This is a genomic window from Stenotrophomonas sp. STEN021, assembly GCF_056760175.1.
Genome location: NZ_JBRREH010000045.1, coordinates 1 through 17,389, shown reverse-complemented (window position 1 = coordinate 17,389; position 17,389 = coordinate 1). Strand labels below are relative to the sequence as shown.

11 protein-coding genes are annotated in these 17,389 nt (G+C 58.3%); 7 read left to right on the top strand and 4 right to left on the bottom strand.

Translation table 11 applies throughout. The annotated features are described in order from the left end of the window. Positions 1 to 48 precede the first annotated feature (48 nt). From ACVOL0_RS11340 to ACVOL0_RS11315, 6 genes are all read left to right on the top strand, one after another. Positions 49 to 2,466 carry a type I restriction-modification system subunit M gene (locus ACVOL0_RS11340; protein ID WP_481549194.1) on the top strand — a complete coding sequence of 806 codons (2,418 nt, stop codon included), beginning with the start codon at positions 49 to 51 and terminating at the stop codon, positions 2,464 to 2,466. Then, the gene (locus tag ACVOL0_RS11335; RefSeq protein ID WP_481549193.1) at positions 2,457 to 3,671 is read left to right on the top strand and encodes a restriction endonuclease subunit S; all 1,215 of its coding nucleotides are present in this window, start codon (positions 2,457 to 2,459) and stop codon (positions 3,669 to 3,671) included. The genes ACVOL0_RS11340 and ACVOL0_RS11335 overlap by 10 nt, the downstream gene beginning before the upstream one ends. 27 nt (positions 3,672 to 3,698) lie before the next feature. Continuing rightward, entirely contained in the window at positions 3,699 to 5,651 is a 1,953-nt protein-coding gene (locus ACVOL0_RS11330) for a GmrSD restriction endonuclease domain-containing protein (protein ID WP_481549192.1), read from the top strand. Beyond that, on the top strand, positions 5,644 to 8,745 hold the full coding sequence (locus ACVOL0_RS11325) for a type I restriction endonuclease subunit R (protein WP_481549191.1): 3,102 nt from the start codon (positions 5,644 to 5,646) through the stop codon (positions 8,743 to 8,745). Before ACVOL0_RS11330 ends, ACVOL0_RS11325 begins: the two co-directional genes overlap by 8 nt. 35 nt (positions 8,746 to 8,780) lie before the next feature. After that, positions 8,781 to 9,446, top strand: a complete 666-nt coding sequence (locus ACVOL0_RS11320; RefSeq protein ID WP_481549190.1) for a M48 family metallopeptidase — start codon at positions 8,781 to 8,783, stop codon at positions 9,444 to 9,446. A gap of 357 nt (positions 9,447 to 9,803) precedes the next feature. Continuing rightward, positions 9,804 to 11,201 carry a hypothetical protein gene (locus ACVOL0_RS11315; protein WP_481549189.1) on the top strand — a complete coding sequence of 466 codons (1,398 nt, stop codon included), beginning with the start codon at positions 9,804 to 9,806 and terminating at the stop codon, positions 11,199 to 11,201. A gap of 228 nt (positions 11,202 to 11,429) precedes the next feature. Here ACVOL0_RS11315 and ACVOL0_RS11310 read toward each other — a convergent pair whose 3' ends face one another. Both ACVOL0_RS11310 and ACVOL0_RS11305 read right to left on the bottom strand, forming a co-directional pair. After that, entirely contained in the window at positions 11,430 to 12,671 is a 1,242-nt protein-coding gene (locus ACVOL0_RS11310) for a YagK/YfjJ domain-containing protein (protein WP_481549188.1), read from the bottom strand. Between the two features lie 457 nt (positions 12,672 to 13,128). After that, positions 13,129 to 13,548 (bottom strand): helix-turn-helix transcriptional regulator, encoded by a 420-nt coding sequence (locus ACVOL0_RS11305; RefSeq protein ID WP_481549187.1) that lies wholly within the window; start codon positions 13,546 to 13,548, stop codon positions 13,129 to 13,131. 421 nt (positions 13,549 to 13,969) lie between these two features. Between ACVOL0_RS11305 and ACVOL0_RS11300 the strand changes: the two genes are divergently transcribed. Next, positions 13,970 to 15,391: a DUF3987 domain-containing protein gene (locus ACVOL0_RS11300; protein ID WP_481549186.1), complete on the top strand. Its 1,422-nt coding sequence runs from the start codon at positions 13,970 to 13,972 to the stop codon at positions 15,389 to 15,391. Positions 15,392 to 15,942: 551 nt separating this feature from the next. On the opposite strand, the gene ACVOL0_RS11295 is transcribed toward ACVOL0_RS11300, so the two are convergent. Next, on the bottom strand, positions 15,943 to 16,560 hold the full coding sequence (locus ACVOL0_RS11295; protein ID WP_481549185.1) for a hypothetical protein: 618 nt from the start codon (positions 16,558 to 16,560) through the stop codon (positions 15,943 to 15,945). A 90-nt stretch (positions 16,561 to 16,650) separates the two neighbouring features. Beyond that, entirely contained in the window at positions 16,651 to 17,220 is a 570-nt protein-coding gene (locus ACVOL0_RS11290) for a toxin-antitoxin system YwqK family antitoxin (RefSeq protein ID WP_481549184.1), read from the bottom strand. Positions 17,221 to 17,389: the final 169 nt, after the last annotated feature.

Below are 17,389 nucleotides of genomic sequence, written 5' to 3'. Positions count from 1 at the left end.
CGGCCCGCCTATACAGGGCGGACCTTGCTATTCCAGACCTGATCAACCATGCCCATCAAGAAATCCGACCTCTATTCCTCCCTCTGGGCCAGCTGCGACGAACTGCGCGGCGGCATGGAGCCGTCCGAGTACAAGGACTACGTCCTGTTCATGCTGTTCATCAAGTACGTCAGCGACAAGTACGCCGGCGACGATCTGGCACCGCTGGTGATCCCCGCCGGGGCCAGCTTTGCCGACATGGTGGCCTTCAAGGGCAAACCGGACATAGGCGAGCGCATCAACACCCGGGTCATCCAGCCGCTGGTCGAAGCCAACAGCAGCAGCCTGTCACTCAGCGACTTCCCCGACTTCGACGACCCCAAGAAACTGGGCGAAGGCAAGGAACGCCAGGACAAGCTGACCAACCTGGTCGCCATCTTCGAAGACCCGGCACTGGATTTTTCCGACAACCGTGCCGAGCACGACGACATCCTTGGCGATGCCTACGAATACCTGATGCGCCACTTCGCCCAGGATTCGGGCAAGAGCAAGGGCCAGTTCTACACCCCGGCCGAAGTCAGCCGCACCATCGCCCAGTTGATCGGCATCGGCCCGCACAACACCAACCGCCAGACCACCGCCTATGACCCGACTTGCGGGTCAGGGTCGCTGCTGCTGAAAGTGGCCGCTGAATCAGGCAAGCAAATCACCCTGTACGGGCAGGAGGTCTCGGCCACCACTGCCGGCCTGGCGCGCATGAACATGATCCTGCACGACTTCCCGGATGCGTCCGTGCAGTCGGGCAATACCCTCGCCGATCCCAAGTTCAAGGATGGCGAGCGGCTCAGGACTTTCGATTACGTGGTTGCCAACCCGCCGTTCTCGGACAAGGCCTGGAGCAGCGGCCTCCCCCCGGATGCCGACACTTTCCAGCGCTTCGCCTGGGGCGTACCGCCGGCCAAACAGGGCGACTACGCCTATCTGCTGCACATCATCCGCAGCCTCAAGACCAGCGGCAAAGGCGCCTGCATCCTGCCGCACGGCGTGCTGTTCCGCGGCAATGCGGAAGCTCAGATCCGCCGCCAGCTGGTCGATAGCGGCTACCTGACGGGCATCGTCGGCCTGCCGGCCAACCTGTTCTACGGCACCGGCATCCCCGCCTGCATCCTGCTGCTGGACAAGGACAACGCCAACGCCCGTCGCGGCATCTTCATGATCGATGCCAGTAAGGGGTTCCTGAAGGACGGCGCTAAAAACCGCCTGCGCGAGCAGGACATCCACCGCATCGTCGACATCTTCAACAAGGCGCAGCACGTGCCCGGCTATGCGCGCATGGTCGGCTTCGACGAGATCCGAGACGCCAAGAACGACTACAACCTCAACCTGCCGCGCTATATCGACAGCAGCGCTGCCGAAGACCTGCAGGATATCGAAGGCCACCTGCTCGGCGGTATTCCGCAGCGCGACGTGGACGCACTGGCGACCTACTGGGCCAGCATGCCAGCCCTGCGCGAGGCCCTGTTCGAGGCTGCGGGCCGCCCCGACTACCTGCAATTGAAGCTGCCGCAAGCCGAGGTGAAGCAAGCCATCCTTGGCCACGCCGAGTTCCGCGCATTCCAGGCGACGGTGGCCAAGCTGCACGCCGACTGGGAAAAAGCCATCCGGCCCCAGCTGATCGGCTTCGGCCAGGGCGGCCAGCCCAAGCAGTTCATCCACGAGGTTTCCGAAAGCCTGCTGGCCGCCTATGCCAAGGCGCCGCTGCTCAATGCCTACACCATCTATCAGCTCCTGATGGACTACTGGGCGCAGACGATGCAGGACGACGCCTACCTGCTGTCTGCTGATGGCTGGACGGCCGAGCCCGCGCGCATCATCGAGACCAACAAGAAAGGCCAGCGCAAGGACAAGGGCTGGGCCTGCGACCTGGTGCCCAAGCCGCTGGTCGTGGCACGTTACTTCGCCGCCGAACAGCAAGCGCTTGATGCCGCCAGCACCGCGCTGGACAGCGCCGGCAGCGCGTTGGAAGCCCTGGAGGAAGAGCACAGCGGCGAGGACATGGCCTTTGCCGAGTTCCACCGAATCACCGTCGCACTGGTGAAAGACCGCATCCGCGAAATCGGCAAGGACCCGGACGGTGCCGAGGAATTGGCGGTGCTGAAACAGTGGTTGGCGCTGACCGACGAAGTGGCCGGGTTGAAAAGACGGCTCAAGGCGCTGGACGCCGAGCTCGACGCCAAGGCGCTGGCCAAGTACCCGCAGCTGTCAGTGGCCGACATCCAGGCACTGGTGGTGGATGACAAATGGCTGGCCACGCTGTCCGCCGCCGTGCAGGGCGAGGTGGAGCGTGTATCGCAGGCACTGACCCGGCGGGTGAAGGAACTGGCGGAGCGCTATGACACACCACTGCCGCAACTGACGGCGCAGGTGAAAGAGCTGGAGGCCAAGGTAGCCGGGCATCTGGCAAAGATGGGGTTTGCGTGGAACTGAGGCCGGAATACAAGCAGACCGACGTTGGTGTGATTCCCGTCGATTGGGGACTACACCCGCTGGATTCGCTTGCGAAAGTTACAAGTGGGAAGCGATTGCCCATGGGCTACTTCGTTAGCGATGTGGTTACACCACACCCTTACATCCGCGTTACGGATATGCACCCGGGTCGGGTGGATATGCGCGAAGTGAAATACGTGCCCGAGGCGGCGTTCCCGCCCATTAGAAACTACCGGATATACAAGGATGACCTGTTCATTTCGGTGGCGGGAACACTTGGCATTGTGGGCAAGATTCCGGACGCGCTTGATGGTGCAAATCTTACTGAAAATGCTAATCGCATCAGCGCAATCGAATGTGACAGAGATTTTCTTCTACACGTAATGCTCTCGCCAGTCGTTCAAAATTTCATCGAGTCTGAGCGGACCGTTGGTGCACAGCCGAAGTTGGCATTGGCGCGAATTCGAAAATTCTCCATTCCGCTGCCTCCGAGTGATATCGAACAGTCCGCGATTGCTACCGCCCTCGGTGACGTGGATGCGCTGCTGGCTGCGCAGGATGCGCTGATCGCCAAGAAGCGCGCCATCAAGCAAGGTGCGATGCAGGAGCTGCTCACCGGCAAGCGCCGCCTGCCGGGGTTCAGTGGGGAGTGGGAGGTGAAGCAGCTGCATACGGTATTGCGATTCCAAGTTGGGTTCCCTTTCAGTTCTTCGTATTTCAACAGAGCTGGGGATGGGGTTCGTTTGGTGAAGAACCGTGATTTGAAAGCTGACGACCAAGTTTTTCACTACAGCGGCGGGGTTGGTGCAGATTTTTTAGTGAAAAATGGCGATGTCTTGATTGGCATGGATGGAGATTTCTTGCCATGCTTCTGGGACAAGGGCGAGGCTTTGCTCAATCAGCGGGTCGGGCGAATAGTCCCGTCGAAACATCTGGATCTGACTTATGCCTACTACCGTTTGCAAGAGCCATTGAAAGTCATCGAGGCAATCACATCGAGCACTACGGTCAAGCACTTGTCGCACGGAGATCTTGAAGAAATTGAACTTCCTCTGCCGCGAGTTGAGGAACAAGCCGTCATTGCGAGGGTGTTGAGCGACATAGACGCCGAACTCACCGCCCTCGAAACCCAACGCGCCAAAACCACCCAGCTCAAGCAAGGCATGATGCAGGCACTGCTGACCGGCCGGATCCGGTTGATTTGAATCAAGGACGACAGGGGAGTCCACCACATGAAAATTTCGACCATTCTCGATCACATCGACAACGGCCATATGGCCCTGCCGGAATTCCAGCGAGGCTACGTCTGGAATGGCGATCAGGTCCGCGGATTGTTCGATTCCATGTACAAGCGCCACCCGGTGGGTGGGCTGCTGGTCTGGGCCACCGAATCAACGGGCGCCACCCATCGCGGCGACGGCACGCTGGCACCGGGCATCGTCAAGCTGCTGCTCGACGGCCAGCAGCGCATGACCTCGCTATACGGCGTGATCCGCGGCAAGCCACCGAAGTTCTTCGATGGCAAGGCCAAGGCCTTCACCGGGCTGCAATTTCACCTGGAAACGGAGACCTTCGAGTTCTATCAGCCGGCCAAGATGAAGGACAACCCGCTGTGGGTGGATGTGTCCGAGCTGATGAAGGGCGGCACCGATGGCCTGGGGGCCTATATCAGCAAGCTGTCCACGCCTGAATTGGCTCCCAGGATTGGCGACTACGTGGCACGCCTGAGCCGCGTGCTCGGCATTGCCGAGATTGACCTGCATATCGAGGAAGTCACCGGCGCGGACAAGTCGCTCGACGTGGTGGTGGACATCTTCAATCGCGTCAACAGTGGCGGCACCAAGTTGTCCAAGGGCGATCTTGCTCTGGCCAAGATCTGCGCCGACTGGCCAACCGGGCGCGACGAGATGAAGAAGAAGCTGAAGGAGTGGCACAACAGCGGCTACGACTTCAGCCTGGACTGGCTGCTGCGCTCGGTGAATACCGTACTGACCGGAGAGGCAAAGTTCCTGTACCTGCACGAACAGGGACCCAAGGACGTAGAAGACGCCCTAAAGCGTGCCTCCAAGCAGATCGATGCCTGCCTGAACATGATTGCCGACCGGCTCGGCCTGGATCACGACCGGGTGCTGTTCTCCCGCGGTGGTTTCCCGGTGATGGCGCGCTACCTCGACCAACGCCAGCAGAAGAAGCTCGGGCCGCCGAACGAGAAGGAGCGCGACAAGCTGCTGTTCTGGTACTTCCAGTCCGGCATGTGGGGCCGGTTCTCCGGTTCGGTCGAGTCCTTCATCGACCAGGATCTGGGTGTAATCGAAGAAGGTGATCTGGATCGCCTGCTGGAGCAACTGCGCCTGTGGCACGGCGGACTTCGTGCCGAGCCAGCCCATTTCACCGGCTGGAGCCTGGGGGCCCGTTTCTATCCCGTGCTGTACATGCTGACTCGGGTGGGCGAAGCGCGCGACTGGGGATCGGGCATCAGCCTCAAGGCCAACATGCACGGCAAGATGAGCAAGCTGGAAGTGCACCACATCTTCCCCAAGGCGCAGTTGTACAAGCGCAAGTTCAAGAAATCCGAAGTCAACGCACTGGCCAACTACTGCTTTCTGACCAAGGACGCCAATCTCGACATCAGTGACACGCTTCCGGAGATCTATTTCCCGAAGATCGAGCAGGCGCATCCCGGTGCATTGGCATCGCAGTGGATCCCGATGGATCCCGAGCTGTGGAAGATCGAGAACTACAGAGAGTTCATGGAGGCGCGCAAGATTTTGCTCGCGGCCGAATTGAACAAGCGCCTGGAAGACCTGCTGCACGGCGATACGCGCTGGCTGTCCGGGGCTGTCGCGCCAATCGTCAGTACCTTCATTGGCAACGGTGTGGAAAGCGAGACGGAAGAGGCCGAACTGGACGCGCTCAATGATTGGGTCGTGGATCAGGGCTTGCCAAGAGGCATGATTGATTACGACTACGCAGATCCCCAGAGCGGTGAACAGATTGCGGTGTTCGATCTGGCATGGCCGACCGGGCTGCAGGAAGAGTTGAGCCAGCCGGTGGTTGTGCTTCTCAACGAGGAAGCGGCTGTCATAACGCTTGCCAGCCAGGCCGGATACCGTTGCTTCACGGATGTCGCTGCATTCCGCAGATACGTGGAAGCGGAGATCCTGTCGGAGGCCGCCGATGCATAACCGCCCCCGTGCCGAACGCACCACCCAGAACCGTGTGGCCAGGCTGTTCACTGACCTCTCGCGTGCGGACTGCCTGGGCTACGACAACCTGAGCGACTGGAGCAAACGCGAGGGAAATCGCAATATCGAGCCGGAGTACCTCAGCGCCAACCTGAAACGGCGCGGCTACAACGATGCGCAGGTATCGGCGGCGTTGCGCCAGCTGCAAGCCACCGCGGAGATCCGCGGCAACACCCTGTACGACGCCAACTTCCGCACCTATGGCCTGCTGCGCTATGGCGCCGACGTGCAGACCGCACTGGGCGAGCAGACCCGGAAGGTCCACTTCATCGACTGGGCCAACCCGGACAACAACGACTTCGCGCTGGCCGAGGAAGTCACCCTGCGTGGGGGTCTCGAGCGCCGCCCGGACATGGTGCTGTACATCAACGGCATCGCCATGGCGGTGATCGAGCTCAAGCGTGGCAGCAAAGACAAGGCCGAAGGCATACGCCAGTTGATTAGCAACCAGGAGCCTGCCTTCAACCAGGCGTTCTTCAGCACCGTGCAACTGCTTTTGGCCGGCAACGATGCACAAGGGCTGTACTACGGCACCGTGGGTAGCCCGGAAGCGTTCTATGTGCAGTGGAAGGACGAGGCCGGCCTGGCCGCTGGCGAGGCCGGCGTGCTGCTGGACCGGCCGCTGGCGCAGATGTTGGACAAGGCGCGGCTGCTGGATTTCCTCTACCACTTCGTGATCTTCGACGCCGGCATCAAGAAGGTGCCGAGGCAGCACCAGTACGCCGGCATCAAGGCCGCGCAGGAACGCACCCGCAAACGCGAAGGCGGGGTGATCTGGCATACCCAGGGCAGCGGCAAGAGCATCCTGATGGTGCTGCTAGCCAAATGGCTACTGGAGGACGACGCCAATGCCCGCATCCTGGTCATTACCGACCGCGAGGAGCTGGATGACCAGATCACCAAGGTATTGAAGAACTCCGGGCTGGACTCCACCCGGGTGGGCTCACGCGCCGACCTAGTGGACAAATTGGGCGCAACTAAGCCACGGCTGTTGTGCGCGCTGATCCACAAGTTCGATACCAGCGACCTGACCGCCCTGCCGCCGCGCGCGCACGGGCGCTTCTACGTATTCGTGGATGAGGCCCATCGCACCCAGGGCGGCGACATGAACAAGCAGATGAAGCGCTGGCTGGGCGATGCGATCTTCATCGGTTTCACCGGCACGCCACTGCTGCGCAAGGACAGGCAGACCACCCACGACGTATTTGGCACCTACATCCACACCTACAAATTCCCCGAAGCGGTGGCCGACAAGGTGGTGTTGGATCTGAAGTACGAGGCGCGCGAGGTACCGCAGCAGCTGGGCAACCAGAAGAAGATCGAAGAGTACTTCGCCAACAAGACCAAGCACCTCAACAACTTCCAGAAGGCGGCACTGCGCAAGCGCTGGGCCACGATGGAGGAGCTGCTCAGCTCGGGCGAGCGCAAGGACCGCATCATCCGCAGCATCCTGGAGGACTTCGACACGCGCCGCCGCCTGAACGACGGGCATGGCACCGCAATCCTGGTGGCCGACGAGATCTACGACGCCTGCCACTATTTCCGTTTGTTCCAGAACACCAGTTTCGGCAGGCACGTCGGCATCATCACCTCCTTCGAACCGGACAAGACCCAGTATTCAAAGGAGCCTGCGGGCAGCGACTACCGCTACAAGTACGACACCTACAGGGATTGGGTGCTCAAGGATTTCGACAACACCGACAAGTACGAAGCGGAGATGAAGCGGCGCTTCAAGGACGAGCCGGCCAACTGCAAGCTGCTGATCGTGGTGAGCAAGCTGTTGACCGGTTTCGACGCGCCCAGCTGCTCATACATCTACCTGGATCGCAACCTGCGCGACCACGACCTGTTCCAGGCGATCTGCCGCACCAATCGCCTCGATGGCGATGACAAGGACTACGGTTACATCGTCGATTTTAAGGAACTGTTCGGCAAGGTACAGGAGGCCATTTCGGTCTACAGCTCCGACCAGTTGGTGGTGGATGGCAAGGACGGGCAAGACGGCAATGTCATCCTGAAGAACTGGATCAGCGAAGGCGTGAAGAAGCTGGAGGAGAGTCGCGAGGCGCTGCTACACCTGTGCGAGCCGGTGCTGGCGCCGCGCGACCTGGAGCAGTTCATCGCCTACTTCTGCGGCCAGGCACAGGATGCCGAGGCGCTGGAACAGACCGAACCACTGCGCATTTCCTTCTACAAATTGGTGACGGCGTTCGTGCGGGCCTGGGCGGACATTGGCAGCGAGTTGTCGAACGCTGGCTACAACGAGGCCACGGTAGACCGGCTGGAGCGGGAGGTGGCCTTCTACGTCGAGATGCGCGCGACCATCAAGAACCATTCCGGCGAGGAGTTCGACATCAAGCCCTTCGAGGGCGATATGCGCGACCTGCTCAACCGCTACGTGCGCGCCGATGAAGCCCGTGAACTGGGTGACATGGGCGACCTGTCGCTGATGGACCTGATCGTCAAGAGCGGCATCCACGACGCCATCGCGCAGAAGCTCAATGCCAAGGGCAGCAGCAACAAGGCGGTGGCCGAGGGCATCATCAACAACGTGCGCAAGGCCATCATCCAGGAGCGCCTGACCGATCCGCGCTTCTTCAAGGAGATGTCGAGCCTGCTTGACGAGCTAATCAAGCAGTCGCGCGCCGATGCGGAAAGCTACGCGGAGTTCCTGAGGCAGGCCGAAGCACTGGCCAGGAAACTGGCAACGCATGCAGCCGGTGGCGAGCTGGTGCCCGAGGCGTTGCGTGACAAGCCCGAGGCCTCCCTTATCTACCGCAACCTGCCGGACATCCTGGCCAGGCCCGTCGATGCCACGCACATTGCCGATGATGCGCCGCTGCACGGCAGCGAGCTGATCGGCATGGCGGTGAAGATCGACGCGGTCATGCGCGCGGATGTGCCCGCCGGCTGGAAGGGTGACGCGATCAAGGAACGAGCCGTGCAGCGCGCCCTGCTTGCGGTGGTTGAGGGCAACCGTGAGGCCATGATCAAGCTGTACGAGCTGGTCAAGAACCAGGCTGGCTACCGATGATGGACACCTTTCTGCTGGGCGATATCGAAATCGCGGTGACGCGCAAGGACGTCAAGAACGTACACCTGACCGTGCATCCGCCAGAAGGCCGGGTCACGCTGGTCGCACCCATGCGCTCGCGCCTGGACGTGCTTCGGGCCTATGCCATCACTCGGCTCGGCTGGATCCGTAAACAGCAAGCCGAGTTCCGTGCACAGGCCCGTGAGACCCCGCGGCGTCATATCACCCGCGAAAGCCACATCCTTTGGGGGCATCGCTACCTGCTTGATGTGCAGTATGTGGATGCCAAGCCGGAGGTCCGCCTCGATCACAAACGCATCACGCTCAGGGTGCGCCCCGGTGCCGATGAGGTAAAGCGCGCGGAAATGATGCATGCATGGCACAAGGCGCAGCTGCATGCCGTTCTGCCCGATCTGATCAAGGCCTGGGAACCCCGGCTTGGGGTCAAGGTGCATGGCTACTACCTGCAACGCATGAAGACCCGCTGGGGAAGTTGCAACCATGCCCGCGGCCATATCCGCCTGAACACTGAGCTGGTGAAAAAGCCGCGGCACTTGCTCGAGTATGTGGTGGTCCACGAAATAGCCCACCTGATAGCGCCAACCCACGACGAACACTTTATCGCACTGCTTGACGAACACTTCCCGCGATGGCGGGAAGCACGCGCAGAGCTCAACAGCCTGCCGCTTGCTGCGCAATGACCGAGCGTGTGCAGATTTTTGTGTAAACGGGATTCGGGTTACAGCTGAGGGAGTCGCCCCTCAAACTGGATGGTAAATCGGTTCAGGGCTGCCTTCCAATCACGGATGGGTAACCGACCCCGAGAGTAGCTGCAAGCACCGGATTGCCCATTTGATGCGAGAGGATGGATCGCAGCCACCACATGCCTATCTGCGAAGGCAGCCAGCCTCACGATCCTTCACGCTGGCATAGAAATCTCCAGGGTGTCGCCCCTGTCAAATCCGTGGCAATTCAGCTCCCTTGTGATCAAGCATAGACTGAATCTTCTAAAGTAAGATCGCCAATAAAGACGCACGACGGACATGACGAGTTTGAAAATGGAATCAGCAAAGGCCGCACAGGAAGTGTCCCGCGATTTTCTTTCACGCCGTGTCGCGACTAACGGGGTTGAAGGAACAGCAACAGTCAAAGAGTTGCTCGATCACCTTAATCTTTATCACCCAAGAGGCAGCTTTGAGAAGATTACGTTTCGATCCCTCAAGAAGCTATTCGCCTTCCTCCAGAGTTCCGTTGAAGTATCGGTGACCGATGGAAGCGAAAGGCTCCCGATCGATACAATGCGGACCATAGAACTTCTATTTCTTGAAAACGAACGTAGTAGTAAACAAATATTCAACCTCCTGCGCTCCCCAGTTGACCGCCCAACCATGGAGTTCAGCACTGGAACCACCATTACCAGGGACAGGGAAGCTGCTGAACTAATCAATCGTCTAGTAGGCACCCTAAGCAATGACGTGGATGCCAGCAAGCGACGTCGCCTATCTCAGTTTCTTGGCGACGAACAGCACAAGACAACGGCCGAAAAGTTCTGCTTGATTGCAGAACGAACCAGCGATGCGGTTTCTCGAATATTGAATTCGGCAATCAGCAGCGACTACAACTTGGCGCAGGCCTATCACGCGCTATCCAATCTCCAGGATGCTATCGAAATCCGTCTTAGCAAAGAACCGCTCTGCCCTACATCAGAGGCCATGTTTGTTTACTTAGAGACGCTTGCCTTTCGGCACTTCGTCATGCACCACCATCAGCATCTCCGTTCCACCGCAATCAAGGACACTTCAGCGGCCGACATCGAGCATCTCCAGAAGATCTGCCTCGCCATTGCCTTGAACTCGGACATTCAAGTGACGCCATTCGATCAATGGCTTACACCCAAAAGCATTGATCGACTGAGCTCAGACTATCGCGAAGAGATAGTCTCTGCTATACGCTCCGCAACTGGCATTGACGGTCGAGTGGACCTCAACGCTGAACGAGCGGAATGGCTGCTCGTGCGTTACAAGTCTAGAATTTTTGGATCGAACGACCCGAAAGCTCCGGTGCTCTCCATTTGCGACGTTGTTTCAGCTTTCTGCTCATTCCACTACGAGCAGAAAGCAGGCATCCCATATGAACCTTACTGGCACGGCCAAGAAACCCAAGGCAGTCGTGCACGTTGGCACTTTGATAAGGGGCGAAATGCGGACGATCCCCATCAGCACCAAGGTGTCGTCCAGATCTACCTGAACCGATTCTTCGAGTATCAAGCTACGTTTAGGGGGACCACACTTAGCTATCATGCATGGATGCGCTATCAAGTGGCACGGTTACACAATTACTTGCGCGCAGTCAGAGAAAATGACATTTCCGTACTTATCGACAACCTACTCCGGATCGATGAGCTAAGCATCAATCAGGCCAAAGAACTTGCAGGAAAGTACTCAGGTCAATTATGACGGGCCAAGCATTCCAGCCTAGCCCGCCATGGTTACGGAAGCTTATGCGCTCAAGGACGGATACCACTCAATCAGCTCGCCACACTTCCCCGAGTCCTGATCAAACATTGAACTAAAATGTAGCCCTCCACCACTGGAGGGCTACATCTTGTTTGTCCTCTACGGCCTTGCTGATCACGCCTGAAAGGAAAGGTGCGCCTAGGCAGCAACCGCAATTGCCACAGGTAACTACGCTCTGCTACGCGGTTCGACGCCAGGCGGATACTTGCTACGACGCCCGCCCAACATCTCCTTGAGCAGCTGCACGCTGTTCTCCTCCATTCGCGGTCGGCCGCGCTTGCTCGGCTCTTTGCTACTCATGGTCGACCGCCAGAAGTTGCGGGTCTTATCATTGGTCAGCTTGAGCACGCAGTCCTGCTTGGTCAGATAGTGCAGCGCGGCACGCAGTCCGATCATTTTCTCCCTGTCCTTGAGGGTGAGTACACCCAGTCCGTCATACTCATAGTTCTTTCGATCGACCCAACAGTTATGGTAGCTGCCTGCCGTCGCCCCGACACGAGCCATCCACGCCTCACCGAGCTGCTGAGACAGCCAACCGCCATTCTGCTGCTCGTTGCCCTCACAGATCACCATCAGGTGCCAATGCATGCCGCGCACTACCCCGTTCTCGCACTTGATGATGAAACCCAAGTAGTCCGGCAGATGCCGCCTGCACCAGGCACTATCGCGCAGCCAGTTCAGGAAGCGGTCAATGTGCTTGTATGCTCCTGGCGCGTCGTAGTACGGGCTGTAGTACAGATCAATTCGCATGATCAGCAACTTTGAATGGCGCCCGGCCAAGTAGCAGATGTACTCACGGGCGCTTTCGAAGTTCGCCTGCGCTTGCTTGTTCTGTTCACGTACTGCGTTGATGAAGCGCCACGTGCCGCACGCACGACGCACAAACCGGCAGAACCGAGCCAGCAAGAGCGCCAGATCCTCTGACTGCAGCCCCTCTCCCATCTTGGAGTGGCCGATGGCCCGTGCGTAGCGCTTCATGGCACGCATCAGCACAGTGGTTTCAGGGTTGAACACGTGGTTGCTGTACGTTGTCGCCCACTCCTGGCGATACAGCGCACACGCACTCACGATCAGCTTCCCCAACTTGGTCAGCACATAAGGATCCAATGCCTTCCGACGCGAAGCCAGCGTGCCGGGCTCCCCCTCGCACCGGAGAGCCTCGTACAGCTCAGCCAACGTTATCGAGGTGAAGTCCTTGAACGCCGTGTCATCGGTACCCGTGAACCAGACAGCTTCCTGGTCGGTGCTGTAGTACTGCTCGGTACCAGGGACTCGTACCCGACCGTTCTGACTCACCACACGAACGCAGGTCTCAACCAAGCGTTCGCGAGCCGCTTCTGCCTTAACAATCTTTTTGACCTTAATAGCCCACGCTGAATCCGGGGCTCCCTTCTGCTTACGATTTTTCATGTTGTTTCCGGGATGGAGCACCCCGCCCTGCTCCTGCGGCAATTAGCGGCAGTCACTCGAAAGCGTGGACAGGGAGCGCAAAAGAGATTGACGCAATAAATGGCCGCCCCTGATAGCGGCTCGGCAACAAGTCTTGCCTGCGATGCCAGTCATGGAGTATTTGCAGGTCAAGCCTAGCTTGAAACAGTAACGAACAAGTAGAGCGCACACTAAGTGCGGATATATCCACACAGATATATATCCGCACAGATGGATTACACAGACAGATGGATCAGCTTGATTCCCTAGAAGGACAGCTTAACCACCCAGATAGATGGATAGATTAGATAGATAGATAATCTATATATCCGAATTTCCCCTAAGGGAATTCACTGGAAATCCCCGTACTGAATCCCGCCAGGCCCAAGCAATTCCTGCTTCAGTCCATTATGTCAACACTGCCGAGTTAGCGAATCGCTCACTTGAAAGCACGACGCGAGGCGACCCAGCCAAAGACTTCACTGGCGCGCCATGCGACCGCGCGTGCACCGATCTTCACCGGCTTCGGGAAAGACGGATCGTGGTAACGCGAGCGCGGGTTGCAATACGACCACATCGACGAACGACCCAAGCCGGTGATCTCCAGAACCTGCTTCTCTCGCAAGAAGGTGTCGGAAGGCGCAGGGACGGCTACCGCACACGGCTCGCTTGCGGGCTGGTCCACCCGCGCGCAATAAACGCCCGAGAGGCGCACTTTCGTAGTCATCACGTCTGTTGACAGAGTACGCGGCTCGCCCAAGGTCTCGGAACTCCAAGAACCATCGAAGCCAAAGCGGGCGGGCAAATACGAACCCGGACTGCGGTCAACCTGACCGCGAGGAATCTTGCTGTTGTTCATAACCACCTCCTACAAACGTCCTTTAAGGCCGCCTCGCACTGCATGCCGGGCGGGTAGAGGCACAGCAAAGCATATGGCTCGCCAAGCGAATACGGAAAAAAAATCAAGGAATTTGCAGCTTGCCAAATCCAACCGGCTGGGGGTGCGGCAATGTGCCGATCTGCCGGGGCTAGGCAAGCGTCCAAGCAAAGGAGCTTGCGCAGGCCGGCTCATCCACGGGCGAGTGCTCCGAGCTATCGCTCACTTAGCGAAAGAAAACTTGCCTTTTCCCCTACGGGGTTAACTCGGCTTGTCCGATAGCGTCCAAATCCTAGGCAATGGACCTTGTCGCCGGTTCGATATGGGTGCCCAGCTATTGCCTTCTACAACTGAATGATTAGGCTCGAATCAACATGCCGCATTGCGCCACCGGAGCTCCCTCTTGTTCGAGACCCCCCACCCTATCCCGCACCATCGACCGATCTGCCCTATCGATCAGTTGCCCGATCCCCTGCGTTCCGTCGCCCTGCATCTCATTACCGCCAAGCGCGTACCGGCGGCAATCGCACTGACAGACGCACTTTCAGCAGCGGGCGCTGTCGTTCACTGCGGATTTGACTGTCGGGCGCCTGATGGTGGAGTTCTGCCAGCGACCATCAATACGTGTGCCCTGGCCCCAACGGCCACAGGCAAAGGGCGCTCCTACGGAGTTTTCTTCGAACAGTTCATCAAGGCAAAGAAGGCGCGTGTTCGTCCGGCGCATCAGGGAACTGATGTAGTCGATCCGCCACTTCAGAGGCGACTGCCTCGAGTGGAAGCACTGATAACCCAGGCCATCAGCTTTCGTTCGCTGATGGAAACGCTGGATGGCACGGGCATGAACATGACACTCCAGCGCGAAGATGGTTCAAGCCTGTTGGAAACCGAGCTATTCAAGAAGCACACTGACGCTTTGACGCAGTTGTGGAGCGGTAATCCCCCCTTGGACTGGCAGGTCCGTGGTGCGACTCTGGAGGCCAGTGATGCACGTGGGAGCGTGGGATTTCGGATTCAACCGGATTTGATGTACGACTATGTCGCCCGATTTGACCGTCGTGACCGGGGGGTGGGCTGGTGGCCGCGGTCCATTGTGGGCTGCCACGACCCCAAAAGATTTCCGGAGAACGATTCCTACGAAGCACCGCCTGGAAAGTATGCAACCGACGCATACCAATCCAGAGTCGCCGACCTGATCAGTCAGATAAACGAAAAGTATGACCGCGGGGATTTCAGCCGCATCCCTATCAGCTTTGATATACATGCCTCAGCGTACATGACGTCCTTGGAGTACCGACTGATCCGGTGGGCTAAAACTGAGTATGAGGCTGTTGATGATGCCGCCCGTAGAGCATGGGAGAACACACTCAGGGTGGCGGTGGTTCTTCAGGTATTTTGTGATCGTCCAGGGCTAGTCCCGCTCGACATGGTGAAACGCGCCTGGGCGATCATGGAATGGTCACTTTCGCAGTATCGCTGGGTATTTGTGGACGCCCCCGCGAAGTACTCTGATAAGGCAATCGCAAAAGCAGAGGCAGCCGCCAAAAAGAATGCAAGAGGCTGGACCACAAGACAATCTAAACCTATTAAAAGGCGAACAACCTGGCAAAATTCCGATTTTATATTAACGTGCCTGGATACAGCCTCAGCCCGGGATCGACTATATCGCACCGCCTCATTGGAAGACGTTTTTCTGTTAGCCGACATGCCGAGAAGTAAGTTTGACGCTGCGCTGGAATGGCTGAAAAGCACGAAAGAAGTGGAAGAATTCAATCATGACGGTGAAATCGTATTAAGGCGCATCCTTCATTGGACTAACCGGTTATAACAGAAATTTGCAATGACCAAACCCTTTAAGGCGCTCGTTTGATGATCGCCACCCTACTCGCCCCCAGCTACGCGCTCCTGCTATCCCAAACAACTTGCTATTACTGCCGTGACGTCACACCCACGGCAGCCCTATGGGTTCCATCCTTTCAGGAGATTGACCTGCAGGATGGAGAGGTATTGACATCTGACGAGCCGGCACTACTGAAGTCGGTGGAAGCCTTGGACTCACAGGCCCAGCTTTTCCCCCAAGCGCAGGCGCCTTGGCTTCGCTTGGCAAAAAGCCGCACGGCGGGCTTTGCATACTGGGCCAATCATTGCCAGACATGTGGTGCACTTCAAGGCGATCACTACCTTTTTGGGGTAGATGGGCCCTATAGGCTGAAGACCGAAGAGCAGCTGATGGCATTGGATAGGTCCGATGGCTTCGGATCGTTGGAAGCCGTTGCTGTCGCGCTGAGATAGACGGCATCTCACCCAGGCGACAGGGCACTAGGCGCGTTCAGCCAGCAGACGCTAGCGACGGCTGACTGAATCGCGCGCGTGCTCTCCTCATTCGTGTTTGCTAGCTACCTCAGTCAACTTCCCGTTATGAAGAACGTAGCTCACATTCTTCTCCACCGAGGGACAGCAGGTTGCATCACCCGGTCCTTGGACCAGTATCTTCATGACAACCATCCCTCCCTGCACTGCGAACTCCTGAACTCCCTCCCCATAACCCGACACAGGCAGTGAGTCTGCATACGTCAAACCATTACCTTCTTTGAGGAAGACCGCCAGGTGCGTGGCGTAACCGTTACCGCCGTCAGTGGCCTGCAGTACGAACAGCACGGCCTTGTCACTGACACCGTCACCATTGAGGTCCCCATCGGCAAAGCGCCTAGCTTCGACGTCTTCCTCTGACTGATTGAAGATGAAGGCCTCTCGAGCCAATGCTTCATTGATGACGCTCTCATCCGAAGCGGCTATAGACGTCCCTGCACTGATTTGCGGCTCTGCTTGCGCAGGTGCGCAGCTAACCGCTTCTGCCTGCACGGGCGTCAAACCCGCCGGTACTTCGCATCCAGCAAGATTGATGTCCCCTGCTTGGGTCAGCGCCGGTTCCTTCTTGCAGCCCACCAGCACCAGTACGGCCCACATGGCGCCTACCAACATACCTACCTTCTTCATCGTCTCTCCTGAGATCCTTTGGCAAAAATAAAAACAAGCGCATGCAGCGGACGTGCCGACGCACGCCCGCTATCTACCCTCTTTACCCCGTCAGTTCCTTTTGTCCGATCCGTCACAGACCCAGCAGTCCGGATCCAGTCCACGAGCGATCTTGTCGGCCCGAATGCTCTCCTGCTCCGCCTGGTACTTCGCTTCGCGTTGGGCCGGCGTCAACAGGCGTACTGCGTTGTATCGCTTCTCCGCCTCTGTCAGCAGAACTTCCTGCTTGGGCGTCAGAGTGAAATCATCACTTTGTGAGATCGAACGATGGAGCGCCCACATCTCCGGTTCGGTCAGGTACTCCGTGCCGTCTTGCAGATAGTGGGTCTGTGAGACCAGCTTTCCACCCTCGTACATGCCCCGCTCCGAGACTGCCCCGTTCTCTTCCCAGTAGGCTTCCCACAGCCCTACAGGCACGCTGCCTTTGAAGTTGGCTTTTACCTTGACCTGGCCGTTCAAGTAGTAGCTGATCGCTTCTCCCTCCAGACCGTTGTTCACAGCCGTGGCCTGATAGGAGGGTTGCCCAGGCTTCTCGGCGAAGTAGATCTTGATCGGCCCTTCCACGCGCCCGTTCTGCATCGTCAGGATGACGCCAGGACTCCCTGTCTTCGTATGGAACACGGTCTCGCCATCCAGACCGCCGTCAGTCCGCTTGCCTTCGTAGGCGACGACCTGTGACGGGTTCTACCCCGAAATCACGGACGGTTGTAAAAGGGCTGAGAACTTCTGGTCTTGCCTGGCGACCCTTCGTCGCATCCTCGGGTTGTGGAACCGCTCGATGTATTCGAAC